At 64.2% G+C, this 16,713-nt stretch carries 17 protein-coding genes; 14 read left to right on the top strand and 3 right to left on the bottom strand.

Translation table 11 applies throughout. The annotated features are described in order from the left end of the window. The first annotated feature begins 157 nt into the window (after nucleotides 1-157). The 3 genes from OZ411_RS10085 to OZ411_RS10095 all read left to right on the top strand — a co-directional run bounded on the left by OZ411_RS10085 (nucleotide 158) and on the right by OZ411_RS10095 (nucleotide 3,369). Complete coding sequence (locus tag OZ411_RS10085) at nucleotides 158-1,126, top strand: LysR family transcriptional regulator (RefSeq protein WP_130578819.1); 969 nt, start codon at nucleotides 158-160, stop codon at nucleotides 1,124-1,126. Between the two features lie 101 nt (nucleotides 1,127-1,227). Beyond that, entirely contained in the window at nucleotides 1,228-1,938 is a 711-nt protein-coding gene (locus OZ411_RS10090; RefSeq protein ID WP_282527806.1) for an SDR family oxidoreductase, read from the top strand. A 189-nt stretch (nucleotides 1,939-2,127) separates the two neighbouring features. Further along, a complete protein-coding gene (locus tag OZ411_RS10095) occupies nucleotides 2,128-3,369 on the top strand; it encodes a YbfB/YjiJ family MFS transporter (RefSeq protein WP_282527807.1) in 1,242 nt (413 codons plus the stop codon). 131 nt (nucleotides 3,370-3,500) lie between these two features. Here the strand turns inward: OZ411_RS10095 and fliP are convergent, their stop codons facing one another. Further along, on the bottom strand, nucleotides 3,501-4,253 hold the full coding sequence (gene fliP / locus OZ411_RS10100; RefSeq protein WP_130584431.1) for a flagellar type III secretion system pore protein FliP: 753 nt from the start codon (nucleotides 4,251-4,253) through the stop codon (nucleotides 3,501-3,503). Continuing rightward, a complete protein-coding gene (locus OZ411_RS10105; RefSeq protein WP_282527808.1) occupies nucleotides 4,250-5,212 on the bottom strand; it encodes a flagellar biosynthetic protein FliO in 963 nt (320 codons plus the stop codon). The genes fliP and OZ411_RS10105 overlap by 4 nt, the downstream gene beginning before the upstream one ends. A 340-nt stretch (nucleotides 5,213-5,552) precedes the next feature. Here OZ411_RS10105 and flgB point away from each other — a divergent pair, with 340 nt between their 5' ends. From flgB to OZ411_RS10155, 10 genes are all read left to right on the top strand, one after another. Beyond that, complete coding sequence (gene flgB / locus OZ411_RS10110; RefSeq protein WP_130583341.1) at nucleotides 5,553-5,963, top strand: flagellar basal body rod protein FlgB; 411 nt, start codon at nucleotides 5,553-5,555, stop codon at nucleotides 5,961-5,963. A gap of 23 nt (nucleotides 5,964-5,986) precedes the next feature. Further along, a complete protein-coding gene (gene flgC / locus OZ411_RS10115; RefSeq protein WP_130583340.1) occupies nucleotides 5,987-6,412 on the top strand; it encodes a flagellar basal body rod protein FlgC in 426 nt (141 codons plus the stop codon). 21 nt (nucleotides 6,413-6,433) lie between these two features. After that, the gene (fliE, locus tag OZ411_RS10120; RefSeq protein WP_130583339.1) at nucleotides 6,434-6,742 is read left to right on the top strand and encodes a flagellar hook-basal body complex protein FliE; all 309 of its coding nucleotides are present in this window, start codon (nucleotides 6,434-6,436) and stop codon (nucleotides 6,740-6,742) included. A 119-nt stretch (nucleotides 6,743-6,861) separates the two neighbouring features. Next, a complete protein-coding gene (fliQ, locus tag OZ411_RS10125) occupies nucleotides 6,862-7,125 on the top strand; it encodes a flagellar biosynthesis protein FliQ (protein ID WP_130583338.1) in 264 nt (87 codons plus the stop codon). Nucleotides 7,126-7,296: 171 nt separating this feature from the next. Then, complete coding sequence (gene fliR / locus OZ411_RS10130) at nucleotides 7,297-8,067, top strand: flagellar biosynthetic protein FliR (protein WP_282527809.1); 771 nt, start codon at nucleotides 7,297-7,299, stop codon at nucleotides 8,065-8,067. A gap of 9 nt (nucleotides 8,068-8,076) precedes the next feature. Next, nucleotides 8,077-9,153, top strand: coding sequence for a flagellar biosynthesis protein FlhB (flhB, locus tag OZ411_RS10135; RefSeq protein WP_282527810.1), 1,077 nt, complete (start codon nucleotides 8,077-8,079; stop codon nucleotides 9,151-9,153). 157 nt (nucleotides 9,154-9,310) lie between these two features. Beyond that, on the top strand, nucleotides 9,311-11,872 hold the full coding sequence (locus OZ411_RS10140; RefSeq protein WP_130583335.1) for a PAS domain-containing protein: 2,562 nt from the start codon (nucleotides 9,311-9,313) through the stop codon (nucleotides 11,870-11,872). A gap of 466 nt (nucleotides 11,873-12,338) precedes the next feature. Then, a complete protein-coding gene (locus OZ411_RS10145) occupies nucleotides 12,339-12,824 on the top strand; it encodes a hypothetical protein (protein WP_282527811.1) in 486 nt (161 codons plus the stop codon). 735 nt (nucleotides 12,825-13,559) lie between these two features. Then, entirely contained in the window at nucleotides 13,560-14,525 is a 966-nt protein-coding gene (locus OZ411_RS10150) for a Tim44-like domain-containing protein (protein WP_282527812.1), read from the top strand. Nucleotides 14,526-14,674: 149 nt separating this feature from the next. Then, nucleotides 14,675-15,352 (top strand): lectin, encoded by a 678-nt coding sequence (locus OZ411_RS10155; protein WP_165421529.1) that lies wholly within the window; start codon nucleotides 14,675-14,677, stop codon nucleotides 15,350-15,352. Nucleotides 15,353-15,383: 31 nt separating this feature from the next. Here OZ411_RS10155 and OZ411_RS10160 read toward each other — a convergent pair whose 3' ends face one another. Then, nucleotides 15,384-15,776 carry a DUF3606 domain-containing protein gene (locus tag OZ411_RS10160; protein ID WP_282527813.1) on the bottom strand — a complete coding sequence of 131 codons (393 nt, stop codon included), beginning with the start codon at nucleotides 15,774-15,776 and terminating at the stop codon, nucleotides 15,384-15,386. A gap of 155 nt (nucleotides 15,777-15,931) precedes the next feature. On the opposite strand from OZ411_RS10160, the gene OZ411_RS10165 reads away from it, so the two are divergent. Next, a complete protein-coding gene (locus tag OZ411_RS10165; protein WP_282527814.1) occupies nucleotides 15,932-16,639 on the top strand; it encodes a glutathione S-transferase in 708 nt (235 codons plus the stop codon). The last annotated feature ends 74 nt before the right edge of the window (nucleotides 16,640-16,713 follow it).

Genomic DNA, 16,713 nt, shown 5'->3' on the forward strand with positions numbered 1-16,713 from the left:
AGCGAAGCACAGGCACACGGTGTGGCTGGTCATCATTGGACTACCGGAAGCTAGAGTGGAAGCATTATGTTGGCAACTGGTAGCGTGGGAGGCGCGCGTACGCCGCCGTCATCGAACGCGCCCTGATCTATGTGCACATGCCTGGTCGAGAGAAGCCATGGACCGCATCGACGCGATGAAAGTATTTGTGTCGGCGGTCGACGAGGGAAGTCTGGCCGGCGCCGGACGGCGGCTGGGGCGGTCGCCGGCCGCGGTGAGCCGGGCGATCGCGTTTCTTGAAACTCATGTCGGCACTGAACTCCTGCATCGCACAACGCGGTCGCTGAAGCTGAGCGAGGCCGGTGAGCGCTATGTTGCGAGCTGCCGGCGCGTGCTGGCCGAGCTCGAGGAAGCGGATATCGCCGCAGCCGGCGAGCGCGCCGCGCCGCGGGGCACGCTTACGATCACCGCGCCCGTCATCACCGGCGAGGACGTGTTGCGGCCCGTGCTCGACGCATTCATGAACGACTATCCGACGGTGTCGGTCCGGCTGCTTCTCCTGGACCGGCCGGTGAACCTGATCGACGAGGGCATCGACGTCGCGCTGCGCATCGCGCATCTGGCGGATTCGAGCTTCGTGGCGATCCGGCTCGGCGAAGTCCGCCGCGTGGTCGCGGCCTCGCCATCCTACCTGGCGCGAAATCCGGCCATCAATGGGCCTGCCGACCTGGCAGAGCACCAGATCGTCTCGATGACGCATTTCGGTCAGGACTCCTGGAGCTTCCCGCCTCTGAAAAACTCCTCGGTGCCCAGAACAGTGCAGTTCACGCCGAGGCTGGTCGTCAACACCGTGCGCGCCGCGGTCGCGTCCGCTGCGGAAGGACACGGCGTGACGCGGCTGTTCTCCTATCATATCGCCGAGGAGATCCGAAGCGGGCGCTTGCGGATCATCCTTGGCAAGGACGAATACCCGCCCTTGCCGGTGCACCTGCTCGCACCGCAAGGACGGTTTTCCGTGCCTAAGGTGCGCGCCTTCGTCGATTTCGCGGTGCCGCGGCTGAAGCGCTATTTCGAACGGCTGTCGCGCGAAGCCAAGGACAGCGCCGCAACCATTCGTTCGCGGCGCGGAAGAGTGTCTGCCGAGTAGCGCGTATTCGCTCCGCAGGTTGATCTGCCTAGCTTGCCTTCATGAGCGCCGATAGGGCGCAAGCGGCGGTGTCGCCGCTTCAGCGATCATGGAGGCCCGTCATGGGTGCAGAACAAAAGGTTGCCATCATTACCGGCGCGTCGCAGGGCATCGGCGCTGATCTCGTCAATGGATATCGGAACCGCAATTTTCGTGTGGTCGCAAGCTCCCGCTCGATCAAGCCATCGTCCGATCCTGATATCCTGACGGTGGCGGGCGACATCGCCGATCCCAGGACTGCCGAGCGCATCGTCGGTCAGGCGCTCGAGCGCTTCGGCCGCATCGACACGCTGGTCAACAACGCCGGCATCTTCATCGCCAAGCCGTTCACCGACTACACCGATGAAGATTACGCTTCGATACTCGGCATCAATCTCAACGGCTTCTTCCATCTCACCAGGCGCGTCGCGCGCGAGATGCTGAAGCAGGGCTCGGGGCACATCGTCCAGATCACGACCAGCCTGGTGGATCATGCCAACAGCAGCGTTCCCTCGGTGCTCGCCTCACTCACCAAGGGTGGATTGAACGCGGCAACCAAGTCGCTTGCGATCGAATATGCAGCCAAGGGCATCCGCGTCAACGCGGTCTCGCCCGGCGTGATCAAAACGCCGATGCATGGGCGCGAGACCTACGATTTCCTCGCCAAGCTGCATCCGGTCGGGCGGATGGGCGAGAGCCGCGACATCGTCGATGCCGTGCTCTATCTCGAAAGCGCGGGCTTCGTCACCGGCGAGATCCTGCATGTCGATGGCGGCCAGAGCGCCGGTCACTAATTCGAGCGCTAGAGCATTTTCGGTTCTGATTGAATCAGAACCGAAGCTCTAGATTCTCGTTTTGACGCGTTTTCTTCACGCGAACCGGTGTCCACTTCGCTCGAAAACGCTTTAGTCAGCCATCGCCGTCGGCGATGGCTGGCATCAGAACTAACCATTTCCCTTTCGAGCAGCGAGGCTGCTTAACCCATGTCGATGTCAAGCACCCACGCTCACCGTCACCCGCATTCAGCGGCGGCCAATCATCATCATGAAGGCGGACCGGTCTGGCTGTCGGCTGCGGCTGGGCTTTGCGCCTCGCTGGTCGGTCTCGGATTGGCGCGCTTCGCCTACACGCCGCTGATCCCGGCGCTGATCGCGGCAAAATGGTTCAGTCCGGCGGATGTCGTCTATCTCGGCGCTGCCAATCTTGCGGGCTATCTGGCCGGCGCGATTATCGCGCGCGAGGTCGGGGCCCGCGCCGGGCCGGTGCGCTCGTTGCGCGCCATGATGGTGCTTGCATCGCTCTGCTGCTTTGCCTGCTCGGTGCCGATCTCTTTCGCCTGGTTCTTCGTGTGGCGCTTCCTTGCCGGCTTGTCCGGAGGCGTGATCATGGTGCTCGCGGCGTCGACGATCCTGCCGCACACGCCGCCGAACAAGAAGGGCGTGGTCGGCGGCGTGATCTTCGCCGGCGTGGGCCTCGGCGTTGCGGCGTCCGGCACGCTCGTGCCGCTGTTGCTGCGGCAAGGGCTGCAAGAAACCTGGTATGGAATTGGGATCTTGTCCGTGCTGTTGACCCTGGCGAGCTGGAAGGCCTGGCCGGCCGAGGTCCGTGGCGCGAAAACGCTCGCCCACCATCACGTCGCGCCGCGGCCGCGATCACTGGCGATCCGCGCGCTGTATGCGGAATATGGCCTCAACGCCTTGGCGCTGGTGCCGCACATGGTCTTCCTGGTCGACTTCGTGGCGCGCGGGCTCGGGCAGGGGATTCTGGCTGCTTCACAATACTGGGTGCTCTATGGCATCGGCGCGATCGCCGGCCCGCTCGTGACCGGGCATCTCGCCGACCGCGCAGGCTTCGGCCCGGCGCTGCGCGTCGCCTTCCTGGTGCAGGCGGTCGCAATCGTGCTGCCTGCGGTCAGCGTGGCTCCGGCGGCGATGATCGTCTCGAGCGTGATCGCTGGCGCCTTCACCCCCGGCATCGTGCCGCTGACGCTCGGCCGCATCCATGAGCTCGTTCCGCACAACAGCGCCGCGCAGGGCGCGGCCTGGGCGCAAGCGACCACGAGCTTCGCGCTGTTTCAGGCCGGCGGCGCGTACGGCCTGTCCTACTGCTTCGAGCAGACCGGCGGCAACTACGCGCTCCTGTTCATGATCGGCGCAGCCGCCATCACCGCCGCTCTCGCCGTCGATCTCGTGGTCGGCCTATTGGGCGATCGCGCGCGCTCGTAGTGCTACCTACCAGCTCTTTTGGGCTCTTGTAGCCCGGATGGAGCGAAGCGCAATCCGGGATTGCTGCGGCTGGCGATACTGTTCCCGGATTACGCTTCGCTCCATCCGGGCTACGGGACTGTGAGATTCGGCTATCCCCCGTAGCTCTGCACCAGGCTGCCGGCGACCAGCGACCAGCCGTCGACCAACACGAAGAAGATCAGCTTGAACGGCAGCGACACCACGACCGGCGGCAGCATCATCATGCCCATCGACATCAGGACCGAGGCGACCACGAGGTCGATGATGAGGAAGGGGAGGAACAACAAAAAGCCGATCTCGAAGGCGCGCTTCAGTTCGGAGATCATGAAGGCGGGCACCAGGATGCGCAGCGACATCTCGTCCGGCGTCGCCGGCGGCGGCTCGCCGGAGAGATCCATGAACAGCTTGAGGTCCTTCTCGCGCACGTTCTTCTGCATGAAGCCGCGCAAAGGGACGGAGGCGCGCTGCAGCGCTTCCTCGACGCCGATCTGGTTGGCGACCAGCGGGCGGATGCCGTCGTCATAGGATTTCTGCAGCACCGGGCCCATCACGAACGCGGTCAGGAACATCGCCAGCGCGATGATCACCGAGTTGGGCGGCGCGGTCGCGGTGCCGAGCGCGGTGCGGAGCAGCGACAGCACCACGACGATGCGCGTGAACGACGTCATCATGATCAGGATCGACGGCGCGATCGAGAGCACCGTGAGCAGCGCGATCAATTGGATCGCGCGCTCGGTGACGCCGCCATTGCCCTGGCCGAGATTGATGCTGATGTCCTGCGCAAGCGCAGGCGCCGCCAGCGAGCTGGCGGTGATCAGGACGGCGGTGAATAAAACTCTACGCGGGAACTTCGGCGGCCTCACGAAGGGTTCTTCGGGCGGCCCAGCAGGGAGGCCATCTCGTCTTCGAGATTCTCAAAGCCGCTCTTCTGCGGCGCGGGCGGGGGCGAGGGTTCGCTGCGTGCGGGGCGCGGCGCGGGTGCCGGCTCGGGCGCGACCGGCGGCGCGGCGGCTTCGCTCGGCGGACGGCGCAGCGCGGCCTCGAGCCGCTGCGCCATCTCGGCGAGATTGGCGTCGGCGCTGGACGTATCCGGTGGCGGCGGAGGAGACGGAGGCGGGGGCGGTGGCGGCGGTGCCGCAGCGCGCTCGGGGGTGCGGAGCGGCGCGACCTTCGGCTCGGTCGTGCGCGGCGGGCGCGGGATCAGGGGCTCGGAACGCTCGGTGCGGGGCACGCGCGGCGGGATCGGCTCGGGCCGCGGTTCGGTCCGCTCGGGACGGCTGCCGATCGGCTCCGGCGCGAAGCCGGCGAGCGGATCGCGTCGCTCCGGCAGCGGCGGCGCCGCCGGACGGCGCAGCTCTTCGGCGAAAGACGGGCGCGCAGGCCGCGGCGGCGGCTCTGGCATCGTCGGCTCCGGAGTGTCGAAAATATCGGTGCGGGCGCTTTCGGCCTCCGCCCAGGCGGTATCCGGAAGTGGCGCTACCCGCGGTGGCGGCTCGGCGCTGGCGACCACCGGACGTGGTGGCGCCTGATCGCGGGCCGCCATCGCGCGCACGATGTTGGGTTCGACGACGATGTCGGTGGGGCCGCCAATCATCAGCAGATGCTCGACATTGTCGCGCCGCACCAGCACGAGGCGTCGTCGTCCATCGACCGCGGCCGCATCGATCACCGCCAGCCGCGGCATCCGCCCGCGATTGGTGTTGGCCCCGAGGCGATTGCCTGCAAAGCGTCGCACCAGCCACGCGGCCAGGCCGATCAGCGCCAATACGGCGATGAACGCAAAGAGGAACCACAGGATCTGCATATTACTGTCCCCGGCCATCTGGCCCTGCTTTCATGCTGGCTTAGACGGATGCGGGCTGAAGCGATCCGATCAGCGAATCACGCCCGAGATCAGCCTTATTTCTTAATTCCCCACGGCAGTCACGCCGCCCATGTTTACTAATAGACCAAGAATCGATTGTTCCAAAACGACTTCTGAGCCCGCCCACGCGCGCTGGTTAACGCAGCCATCGTGGCGAAAATGTGCACTTTCGGATGATTCGGAGGTTGCCACCGGACCTGCCACGACCTCCCGGAACAATTTAACCAGCCGTTAACCATACACCGGGCAAATTCTGCCTACCTCCGGGATGGCCCCAGAGGTTAACGGGGGCACGGCGATGTCCGTCAACGATCTACCGATCCTGTCGGCGCTGCGCACCAAGATGCAGTGGCATCAGGAGCGCCAGCGGGTGCTCGCCGAGAACGTTTCCAATTCCGACACGCCGAACTTCAAGCCGCGCGACCTGGTCGAGCCGACCTTCGACCGCAATGGTGCGACCGTCGGCGGATCGATGGGCACGCTGCCGATGATGCGGACCACATCCGGCCATATCGCGGCGTCCGGCGCGCCGGAAAATTTCGACCATGACGGCGGCAAGAACGCCTTCATGACCAGGCCGGCCGGCAACGCCGTCAACCTGGAAGAGCAGATGCTGAAGGTCTCCGCCAACCAGATGGACTATGCGGCGGTGACCTCGCTCTACAGCCGCAGCCTCGGGCTGATCAAAACCGCCATCGGCAGGCGCTGACGGGTTTCTAGGGAGGAAGGATCATGGCCGACGATGGAAGCGATTTCGCCCGCTCGATGACGATCGCCACCTCCGGCCTGCGCGCGCAGGCCGGGCGGATGCGGGTGATCTCGGAAAACATCGCCAACGCCGATTCGACGGCGCAGACCGCGGGCGGCGATCCCTACCGCCGCAAGGTGCCGACCTTCTCTTCCGCGCTCGACCGCACGCTGGACGCCAAGGTGGTGACGCTCGGCCGGGTCCGGCCCGACCAGTCGGCGTTCCGCGTCAAATACGAGCCGAGCAATCCGGCGGCGGATGTGGCCGGCAACGTGAAATATCCCAACGTCAATCCGCTGGTCGAAATGACCGACATGCGCGACGCCCAGCGCTCCTATGAGGCGAACCTCAACATCATCAGCGCCACGCGGCGGATGATCCAGCGCACACTCGATATCCTCAAGTCCTAAAGAAACAGGAAGCGATCCAACATGGCCACACCGACAGTTGCCGCCAACGCCTATGCCAGCCTCGCCCGCATGATGGAGCGGGGCGGCGCCGAGAAGGGCGGCGAGACCGCAGGCCCCTCGTTCGGCGCGCTGGTAAAGGAAGCCATCGGCAGCGTCATGGATGCCGGCCGCAAGTCCGACGCCCAGACCGTGGCGATGACCGCGGGCCGGGCCAATGTGATGGACGTGGTGACCGCGGTCGCGGAGACCGACGTCGCGGTCTCGACCCTGGTGTCGGTGCGGGACCGGGTGATCCAGTCGTATGAAGACATCATGAAGATGCCGATTTGATTGGGGCGAATAGGGAGTGGCGAATAGCGAATAGCGAATAGGGGAAGAGGTGTGATCCATTCGCTATTCGCCACTCGCCATTCGCATCCAACGCAAGTAACTGCAAAGCGAGAAACCAAATGACCGGTGCTGAAACCCTCGACGTGGCGCGCGATGCGATCTGGACCATCGTGGTGGTGTCGTCACCCCTGATGATCGTCGGCCTCGTGGTCGGCGTGATCGTGTCGCTGTTCCAGGCGCTGACACAGATCCAGGAGCAGACGCTGATCTATGTGCCGAAGATCATCGCGATCTTTGTGACGCTGCTACTCGCGCTGCCGTTCATGGCGGATTCGATGCACGCCCACATGATGCGGATATCGTCGCGAATCATCGGCGGTTGATGCACTAATGTCCCGGCCCTGACAGTCGCGGCAGGCGGGGTTGCGAATGTCAGGGCCGAAGGGACATTAGCAAGATCATTTTTTTTGCAGTGCGATGTATTTGACATTCGCATGGAGGAATCGCGGAAAATGCCGATGCGAATGTCAAATACATCGCACTGTGCGTGAGTCATGCGCATCGACATATCCCTGCTGCCGGCGCTTGCCGCGACCTTCGTGCTGGTGTTTGCCCGCATGGGCGCGATGGTGATGCTGCTGCCGGGATTCGGCGAGAGCAATATCCCGGCGCGGATCAAGCTTGGGATCGCACTGCTGCTGACTTTGATCATCCTGCCGCTGCACCGTGCTGACTACCATGTCGACATCACGTCGGTGACGTCGCTGATGGTGCTGATGGTGCACGAGATCGTCATCGGCATCGTGCTCGGGGCGACCGCGCGCGTGACGCTGTCGGCGCTCGCGGTCGCGGGCTCGGTGATCGCCCAGCAGCTCGGGCTCGGCTTCGTCACCGCGATCGATCCGACGCAGGGCCAGCAGGGCCAGCTCATCGGCAACTTCCTCACCATTCTCGGCATGACGCTGTTGTTTGCGACCGACACCCATCATCTGGTGCTCGCGGCGCTGAACGAGAGCTACAAGATCTTCTCGCCGGGCGCCTTGATGCCGACCGGCGACGTGGCGGCGCTGGCGACGCGCGCCTTCGCCGAGGCCTTCAAGATCGGCTTGCAACTGTCGGCGCCGTTTCTCGTTTTCGGTCTCGTCTTCAATATCGGGCTTGGCGTGCTGGCGCGGCTGATGCCGCAGATGCAGGTCTATTTCGTCGGCGTGCCGCTCTCGATCCTCGCCGGGTTCCTGATCTTCGCCGTGGTGCTCGCGGCGATGATGGGGACCTATCTCGAATACTTCATCGGCGTCATGCACCAACTGACGCCGCTGAAATAGGGAGCCGCCATGGCCGAGGATAGCGACGACAAAACAGAAGACCCTACGCAAAAACGTCTCGATGACGCACATGCGAAGGGCGATGTCGCCAAGAGCCAGGAGGTCAACACCTGGTTCGTGATCGCCGGCGGCACGCTGGTGCTGTCGACCTTCTCGACCTCGACGGCAGCAGGCATCCTGACGCCGCTGCGCAACCTGATCGCCAATTCCTGGATGATCAGGACCGACGGCCCGGGGCTATTGTCGCTGATGCAGACGCTGGGCATCGCTGTCATCGCGGCAATCGGCGTGCCGCTCCTGATGCTGATGCTGGCGGCGATTGCCGGCAACATGATCCAGCACCGCCTGGTGTGGTCGGCGGAGTCGCTGACGCCGAAATTCAGCAAGATCTCGCCCGGCGCCGGCTTCAAGCGCATTTTCGGCAAGCAGGCGGCGGCGAATTTCCTCAAGGGCATCTTCAAGGTCGTCGCGCTCGGCGCGGTCATGACCGCGGTGCTGTGGCCGGAGTGGCACCGGCTGGAATCGCTGCTTAGGATCGACGTCGCCTCGATCCTGCCCGCCACCACCAGCCTGACCTTGCACCTGATGGGCGCGGTGGTGGCGATGCTCGCCGCGGTCGCCATCGCCGACTACTTCTTCCAGTACCGGCAATGGTACGAGCGGCAGAAGATGTCGGTGCAGGAGATGAAGGAGGAGTTCAAGCAGTCGGAAGGCGATCCGCACATCAAGGGGCGCATCCGCCAGTTGCGGCAGCAGCGCATGAAGAAGCGGATGATAGCCTCGGTTCCCAAGGCGAGCGTGATCATCACCAACCCGACCCACTATTCGGTGGCGCTCGCCTACGACCGCAACATGCAGGCACCGGTCTGCGTTGCCAAGGGCGTCGACATCATCGCCTTCAAGATCAGGGAGATCGCCAAGGATCACGACATCCCGATCGTCGAGAACGTGCCGCTGGCCCGCGCGCTCTATGCAACCGTCGATATCGACGAGGAAATTCCGGTCGAACACTATCACGCGGTCGCCGAAATCATCGGCTACGTCATGGGCCTGAAGCGGCGCGGGCTGTCGGGACAGCGAAGCTGACGCGGGATGGGGCTCCGGGAATGGAACGAAAGCGGCCTGAGATGGGCTTAACCTGGGAAATAGCGGCCTGATGGACTTGCGCTCCAAGCTCCGATTGAGGCACTCAGGAGGGCGGGCGAATCTGCACGCCTTCACCGCCGACGGGCAGTTTCCTTCAATGACCGCCGAGACCGATCACAACCAAGCTGCCGAGCCGTTCGTGGCCCACGAACCGGCGCGGCGGAGCGGCAGCATCGTCCTGGTGCTGCTGGTGGCGGCCGGCCTCGTCGCGGTGGCGATCGCGCTGATGACGATCGGCCGCGCCCAGGCGCAGCCCTATATCGTCGGTGTGCTGGCGCTCTTGGCCATGGTCGGGCTGTTCAGCCTGTTCGCCTTTGCCGCCGGAATCGTCCGTTTCTCGGACCGTTCCACCGACGATCCCGTGATGGGCCGGATCGCCAACCACGCCTATGACGGGCTGGCGGTCACGGATTCGCACGGGCACGTGGTCTATTCCAACGCCGCCTATCTCGCGCTGACGGGCGCGGCGAGCCCGCAGGAGGTTCGGCCGGTCGAGCGCGTCTTCATCGGCAATCCGGATGTCTCCGAGGCCGTGTTCCGCCTGCTCAAGGCCGCGCGCGAAGGCAAGCGGCAGCAGGAGGAGGTCCGCATCGCCGGCCATGACGGCCTGCGTGGACGGTGGCTCAGGATGCGGGTGCGCCCGCTCGGCCAGAGCAAGCGCGAACAGAAATATGCGGTGTGGTCGATCGCCGACATCACCCGCGACCGCGAGCGCCAGGAGGACGTCTTCAAGGAATTGCAGCACGCGATCGAATATCTCGATCACGCGCCTTGCGGTTTCTTCTCGGTCACTCCGTCCGGCGAGATCGCCTATGTCAACGCGACGCTCGCGAACTGGCTCGACTACGACCTCGCCGAGATCGGCTCGGGCGGCTTGAAGCTCACCGACATCGTGTCCGGCGACGGCGCAGCGCTGCTGACCTCGATCGTGCCGGCGCCGAGTGAGGTGAAGACCGAAGTCTTCGACATCGATCTCAGGATGCGGAGCGGCAAGCCGATGCCGGTGCGGCTCTATCACAAGCTCGCCTTCGGCGCCGACGGCACGCCCGGGGCCTCGCGCACGCTCGTCATCAGCCGCGCCCGCGACGAGCATCACGATCCCGAACGCGCCGCCGAAGTCCGCTTCATGCGCTTCTTCGACCACACGCCGATGGCGATCGCGACCGTCGATCGCAGCGGCAATGTCGTGCGGGCCAATGCGCGCTACGCCAAGCTGGCGCAAAGCCTGAATGCGGAAGGCTCCGCCGCCAAGTCGATCTTCCGCGCAGTCCATCCGCGCGACCGCAGCCTGGTGATCGCGGCGATCAACCAGGCGGCCGAGGGCAGGGGCGACATCGCACCCGTCGACGTCATGCTCGACGGCGCCAAGGAACGCTGGGGCCAGTTCTTTATTACTGCAGTCGACGAGGACGACCGCGACGCGGAAGCCGCAATCGTCTACATGCTCGAGACCACCGAGCGGCGCACGCTGGAAAACCAGATCAATCAGTCGCAGAAGATGGACATGGTCGGCCAATTGGCCGGCGGCATCGCGCACGATTTCAACAACGTGCTCTCAGCCATCATGATGGCGAACGATTTCCTGTTGAACGCGCACAAGCCGACCGATCCGTCGTTCCAGGACATCATGCAGATCAAGCAGAACGCGACCCGCGCGGCGACGCTGGTGCGGCAACTGCTCGCCTTCTCGCGGCGCCAAACGCTGCGGCCGCAGGTGCTGGATCTCGGCGACGCATTGAGCGACCTGACCATGCTGCTGCGCCGGCTGATCGGCGAGAAGGTGAAGCTCGACCTCGTGCACGGGCGCGACCTCTGGCCGGTGAAGGTCGATGTCTCCCAGTTCGAGCAGGTGGTCGTCAACCTCGCCGTCAACGCGCGCGACGCGATGCCTGATGGCGGCAAGCTAATCATCAAGACCCAAAATGTCGCGGCAGAGGAAGCGGGCCAGCTCGCCTACAAGGGCCTGCCGGCGGCGGACTATGTGCGGATCGACATCACCGATACCGGCACCGGCATTCCGCTTGAGATCATCGACAAGATCTTCGAGCCGTTCTTCTCGACCAAGGAGGTTGGCAAAGGCACGGGGCTCGGCCTGTCGACGGTCTACGGCATCGTCAAGCAGACCGGCGGCTTCGTATATGTCGATTCCTCGCCCGGCGAGGGCACCACCTTCCGCATCTTCCTGCCGCGCCACCGGCCCGAGCAGGAGGTCGCGCCGGAGCCGCAGCCGACCAATGGCGCGGCCAAGGAGACCGCAGCCGAGCCGCCGAAACCAAAACCCGACCTGACCGGGCAGGGCACGATCCTTTTGGTCGAGGACGAGGACGGCCTGCGTTCACTGAACGCCCGCGGCCTGCGCTCGCGCGGTTACAGCGTGATCGAGGCGTCCAACGGCATTGAGGCGATGGAAGCGCTCGACGAGAAGAATGGCGAGATCGACCTCGTCGTCTCCGACGTGGTGATGCCCGAGATGGACGGCCCGACGCTCTTGAAGGAGATGCGCAGCCGCAATCCGGATCTGAAGATCATCTTTGTCTCCGGCTATGCCGAGGATGCGTTCGAGAAGAGCCTGCCGGAAAACCAGCAATTCGCCTTCCTGCCGAAGCCGTTCACGCTGACGCAGCTCGTCGCGGCCGTGAAGGAGACGATGGCGCCGTGACGATAGCTGTGCCTATGAGCAGAAACGAGTCGATTTAACCCAGTAACGTGTCCCCAGCACGTCGTAGCACCGGCGGTCGTGAACCCCTGCTCGCCGAACGTTCGGTCCGGCCTGAAAGCCGACATGTAACGCAAGTCTGACTTTTGACCCAGCTGACACTGGAAGCGGAGGACGCTGGCGTGCCCGGTAGTAGCGCGCTGACCGGCAAGAGTGTCTTCAATGCGTCAGCGTTTCTACCTCATCTAAAGCGGGCATATCCGCTGAAGGCCCTTGATCTAGCGCAACGCCCACGCATTTTACGAAGGGGCAGGCTTAGTGGAGAACGTCCATGAAGCAGATGAGCTTGAGGACATTTGCGATTGCGACCTCGGCCTTCGCGTGCGCTACGTTGCTCTCGTTCAGCTGGTCTGAACAGCGCGGCGTCTCGCTGTCAGTTGAGGGCGCGCAGGCGCGGATCGGTCGCCCATTGACCCCCCTAAGCGGTGCCGGCGTTGCGCGTCGCCATTACCGGCGGGCTGCGTACGGCTACGGTGCCGGTGTGGTCGGTGCTGGCCTGGCGGCCGGCGCGATTGGGACGGCCGCGGTAGCGGCCACCTCACCTTATGGGTACTATGGTGGTGGCCCATATGCAGGCACTGGTTGGGGCTACTATGGCGGCTACCCCGGCAACTATTACGGCAGTTATGGCTACCCTGGCGGCTATTACGGCGGCTACGCCAACCGCAGCTACGTCACCGGACGGCCAACGCTGTTTCCGCGCTACTACGGCGGCAGTTATGCCGCTGGCGGCTACCCTGTTGGCTATTACGGCGGCTACGCCAACCGCAGTTACGTCACCGGACGACCAACACTGATTCCGCGCTACTATGGCGGCTATGGTCAGTACTACGGCAGCCCGAATAACAGAGGCGGCTTGGTTGGCGGCGACGACGCAGGGACCTACAGTCCCTAAGACTGGCACCGCGTTTCTAGCCGGCATCTGAATAGGCGTTTGCGCTCTCAAGCGGGCGCGAACCCCGTTCCCGCCATCCGCGTGACCACTTCTGCCGCAGCACGACAGCACCGCGGTGATCAGTTAACTAGCGATGGGGCACGACTGCTTATGTGAAGGGTTCGGATGCCGGCCGCCGAATTCGCGGATCAAAGTTCTCCGGCCCCAGATGTGGGCTCGTGCGCCACTAAGGGCGACAATCCTGTTTTGGGCGACTTCAACAGGAGAGTAACAATGATCAGGTTATTTGCTGTTGCCTTCGCACTGGCCTTGGCGTCATCAGCGCAGGCCATGCCTCTAGTACCCCTCCAACAGCCGGACGAGATTGTCATTCAAGTCCGCGAAGCATGCGGTCCAGGTATGCGCCGCACTGCGAATGGTGTTTGCATCAGGACTCGCACCCGACGTGCCGCAAGCAGGTGCGCTCGCGGAGTAACTTGCTAACCTCGCGCGGCCGCCGCGAGGCGGCCTTTCTCTTTTCCCGCTGGGCCTGCCTCACGGATAGCATCCTGGAGCGCCTCGCTCCGGTCGCAATGACAGGGTTAAGAAGCTGCAAAAACCCGTGGAAAGACGGGCTTTTGTCACATCCCCGCGACTGAGGGCCGCAGTGGTTGTTCCCGTTTACGGCTTCCCTTTTGGGCAGCCGTGCCCATCTTAGTGCCACTTTCTCCATTCTGGGGATTCAAGGAAACACAGATGAATTTCACGCAACACACGCGCGGAATTGTTCGGGCCATCGCCGTGGCGATCGCGCTGGCGCTGCCTCTGACGGCTATCGGCATCTCGGCGGCTGACGCCCGCGCCGGCGGCGGCTTCGGCTCGGGTTCCCGTGGCTCGCGGAGCTTCTCCGCGCCGCCCAGCACCAACACGGCGCCGGGCATGACGCAACCGCTCAACCGCACCTATAGCCAGCCGGGCACCGGCATGAACTCGCCGGCCGTGAATTCGGGCGGCATGTTCAACCGGGGCGGCATGGGCCGCGGTCTGCTCGGCGGCCTCGCCGCGGGCTTCCTCGGCGCCGGCCTGTTTGGCCTGCTGTTCGGTGGCGGCCTGTTCTCGGGTCTCGGCGGCCTGTCGTCGATCCTCGGCCTGTTGCTGCAGATCGGCCTGATCGTGCTGGTGGTGCGGCTGGCGATGTCGTGGTGGCAGCGCCGCCAGACAACGGCCGCCGCCTACGCCGGCGGACCTGCAGCCGGTGTCGGCCCGCAGCCGAACTATCGCACGGGCATGGGCTTCGGGCTTGGTTCTGCCAGCGCGCCGCTGGAGATTGCGCCGGCCGACTATGAGGCCTTCGAGCGCCTGCTCAGCGAGATCCAGGCTGCATGGTCGAACGAGGATGTCGGCAAGCTGCACACGCTCGCGACGCCCGAGATGGTCTCCTACTTCTCGAAGGACCTGGAGGAGAACAAGGCTCGCAACGCCGTCAACAAGGTGACGAATGTGAAGCTGCTGCAGGGCGATCTTGCCGAAGCCTGGCGCGAGGGCGAGTCCGATTACGCCACGGTGGCGATGCGGTTCTCGCTGGTCGACCAGACGCTCGACCGTACCACCGGCCGGCCGGTCGCCGGCAGCGAGCAGCCGCAGGAAGTGACGGAGGTCTGGACCTTCGTGCGCCGGCGCGGCAGCGACTGGGAGCTCTCGGCGATCCAGCAGGCGAACTGATCGTCCGCCAGATAACGTAACATCGAGGCGCTGCGGTTCATTCCGCAGCGCCTTTTGCTTTTGCGCGGGTCATTTCGCGGTCACAGCGCCGGAATAATGGGTACGGCTACGGGTTGATCTCAGAAGCCAAAGACAATCGGGAGGAGCAAATGAAGATTGGTGCCAGCATCTTCGTGCCGACATGTTTCGCACTCGCCGCTTTCGCGGTGCAACCGGCGCAGGCGCAGTCGGCCAACGCGAGCTTCTTCCTGACCAGCAACGGCATCGGCAATGGCGGCAATCTCGGTGGGCTTGCGGGCGCCGACAATCATTGCCAGACGCTGGCGCAGGCGGCGGGCTTTGGCGCGCCGAAAACCTGGCACGCCTATCTGTCGACACAGGCGGCCGACGGCCAGCCGGCCGTGAACGCGCGCGATCGTATCGGCAAAGGGCCGTGGCAGAATGTGAAGGGTGTGGTGGTCGCCAAGGACGTCGCCGACCTCCACAGCGCCGGCAACAATCTCACCAAGCAGACCGCGCTTTCTGAAAAAGGCGAGGTCATCAACGGCCGCGGCGACACGCCGAATCGTCACGACGTGCTGACCGGCTCACAAGCGGACGGCACGGCGTTTGCCGTCGGCGAGGATCGCACCTGCAAGAACTGGACGAGCAGCACGCAGGGCACCGCCATCGTCGGCCATTCCGACCGGATCGGCCTGCGCGACGACGAGCCGTCGAAATCCTGGAACTCGTCGCATCCCTCGCGCGGCCCCGACGGCGGCTGCTCGCAGGCCGACCTCAGGAGCACCGGCGGCGACGGCTTGCTGTACTGCTTCGCCGTGAACTGAAGCTGGTGAATCCCAAGCCGCCTGCCGAGCGTCAGGCGGCTTTCTTCTTGGTGGCTTTCTTCTTCGCTACCTTCTTGGGAGCAGCTTTCTTCTTCGCCACATAGGCCGCGACTTTCTTCGACGAATGGCCCACGGCGGCGACGGCGGCCTTCAGCCTGGCCGGCGTGACTTTGAACTTCTTGGACCAATAGCGCACTTCATAGGGCTCGCTTACCGCAATCCGCGCACGGTCCGCGGCGAGGTGCTTCTGCTCCTTGAAGTAAGCCTCCACCTTCTTGGCGGAATGTCCGACTTTCTTGACGGCGGATTTCAGCTTGGCCGGCGTAACCTTGAACTTCTTCGACCAGTACGCGACCTCATAAGCCTCGCCCAACGCGATCCGTGCGCGATCAGCGCGGCCGCGTTTCTTCTTGCTATCCGCCATCACATTCTCCTGTCCGATCGGGAATCGGATGTTCCAAGACCGGAACAGGCTAACATCGTCGCGCGCGCTTTCAAACAATTGCGATCAGGCGGCTGCGGAGCGCGGGCCACAGGAGTGTGGTATTGCCGTGAGCCTGTCGCAGGGAGGCATCGTCAATGCGTTATCAACTCTATTACTGGCCCGACATCCAGGGCCGCGGCGAGTATGTGCGGCTCGCGCTGGAGGATGCGCATGCCGATTATGACGATGTCGCGCGCGGCGCGGGCGGCACAAGCGCGATGATGTCGATGATGCAAGCGGGCAAGGGCACACCGCCCTTCGCGCCGCCGTTCCTCAAAGCCGGCAAGCTCGTGATCGGGCAGACCGCCAACATCCTCTTCTTTCTCGGCGCGCGCCATGGCCTGGCGCCGAAGGCGGAAGCGGGGCGGCTTTGGGTGCATCAAATGCAGCTCACGATCGCCGATCTCGTGCTGGAGGTTCACGACACCCATCATCCGCTCGGGCCGAGCCTCTATTACGAGGACCAGAAGGCGCCGGCGAAAAAGCGTACCGCGGAATTCTGGAAGGAGCGCGTGCCGAAATTCACAGGCTATTTCGAAGACATCGTGGCGGCGAATGGCGGCGCTTACGTCACCGGCCGCCGCGTCACCTATGTCGATCTGTCGCTGTTCCAGATCGTCGAGGGCCTGCGCTACGCCTTTCCGAAGCACATGCAGGCGTTCGAGGAGAACATTCCCCGCCTGATCGAATTGCGTGATCGCGTCGCCGAGCGGCCCGACATCAAGACCTATCTGGCAAGCGAGCGGAGGATTCCGTTCAACGAGCAGGGCATCTTCCGCCACTATAAGGAATTGGACCTGTAGTGCGATCTATCCGTCATGGCCGGGCATGACGGCGCGTAGGGTGGGCAAAGCGAAGCGTGCCCACCGTCAAGCTC

It is taken from the genome of Bradyrhizobium sp. Arg237L, assembly GCF_029990105.1.
Taxonomy (GTDB): Bacteria; Pseudomonadota; Alphaproteobacteria; order Rhizobiales; family Xanthobacteraceae; genus Bradyrhizobium.

Bases quoted from the DNA above. Each gene is read 5' to 3' on its own strand.
- OZ411_RS10085 (WP_130578819.1), top strand. From the start codon at position 158: ATGGACCGCATCGACGCGATGAAAGTATTTGTGTCGGCGGTCGACGAG.
- OZ411_RS10090 (WP_282527806.1), top strand. From the start codon at position 1,228: ATGGGTGCAGAACAAAAGGTTGCCATCATTACCGGCGCGTCGCAGGGC.
- OZ411_RS10095 (WP_282527807.1), top strand. From the start codon at position 2,128: ATGTCGATGTCAAGCACCCACGCTCACCGTCACCCGCATTCAGCGGCG.
- OZ411_RS10105 (WP_282527808.1), bottom strand. From the start codon at position 5,212: ATGGCCGGGGACAGTAATATGCAGATCCTGTGGTTCCTCTTTGCGTTC.
- flgB (WP_130583341.1), top strand. From the start codon at position 5,553: ATGTCCGTCAACGATCTACCGATCCTGTCGGCGCTGCGCACCAAGATG.
- flgC (WP_130583340.1), top strand. From the start codon at position 5,987: ATGGCCGACGATGGAAGCGATTTCGCCCGCTCGATGACGATCGCCACC.
- fliE (WP_130583339.1), top strand. From the start codon at position 6,434: ATGGCCACACCGACAGTTGCCGCCAACGCCTATGCCAGCCTCGCCCGC.
- fliQ (WP_130583338.1), top strand. From the start codon at position 6,862: ATGACCGGTGCTGAAACCCTCGACGTGGCGCGCGATGCGATCTGGACC.
- fliR (WP_282527809.1), top strand. From the start codon at position 7,297: ATGCGCATCGACATATCCCTGCTGCCGGCGCTTGCCGCGACCTTCGTG.
- flhB (WP_282527810.1), top strand. From the start codon at position 8,077: ATGGCCGAGGATAGCGACGACAAAACAGAAGACCCTACGCAAAAACGT.
- OZ411_RS10140 (WP_130583335.1), top strand. From the start codon at position 9,311: ATGACCGCCGAGACCGATCACAACCAAGCTGCCGAGCCGTTCGTGGCC.
- OZ411_RS10150 (WP_282527812.1), top strand. From the start codon at position 13,560: ATGAATTTCACGCAACACACGCGCGGAATTGTTCGGGCCATCGCCGTG.
- OZ411_RS10155 (WP_165421529.1), top strand. From the start codon at position 14,675: ATGAAGATTGGTGCCAGCATCTTCGTGCCGACATGTTTCGCACTCGCC.
- OZ411_RS10160 (WP_282527813.1), bottom strand. From the start codon at position 15,776: ATGGCGGATAGCAAGAAGAAACGCGGCCGCGCTGATCGCGCACGGATC.
- OZ411_RS10165 (WP_282527814.1), top strand. From the start codon at position 15,932: ATGCGTTATCAACTCTATTACTGGCCCGACATCCAGGGCCGCGGCGAG.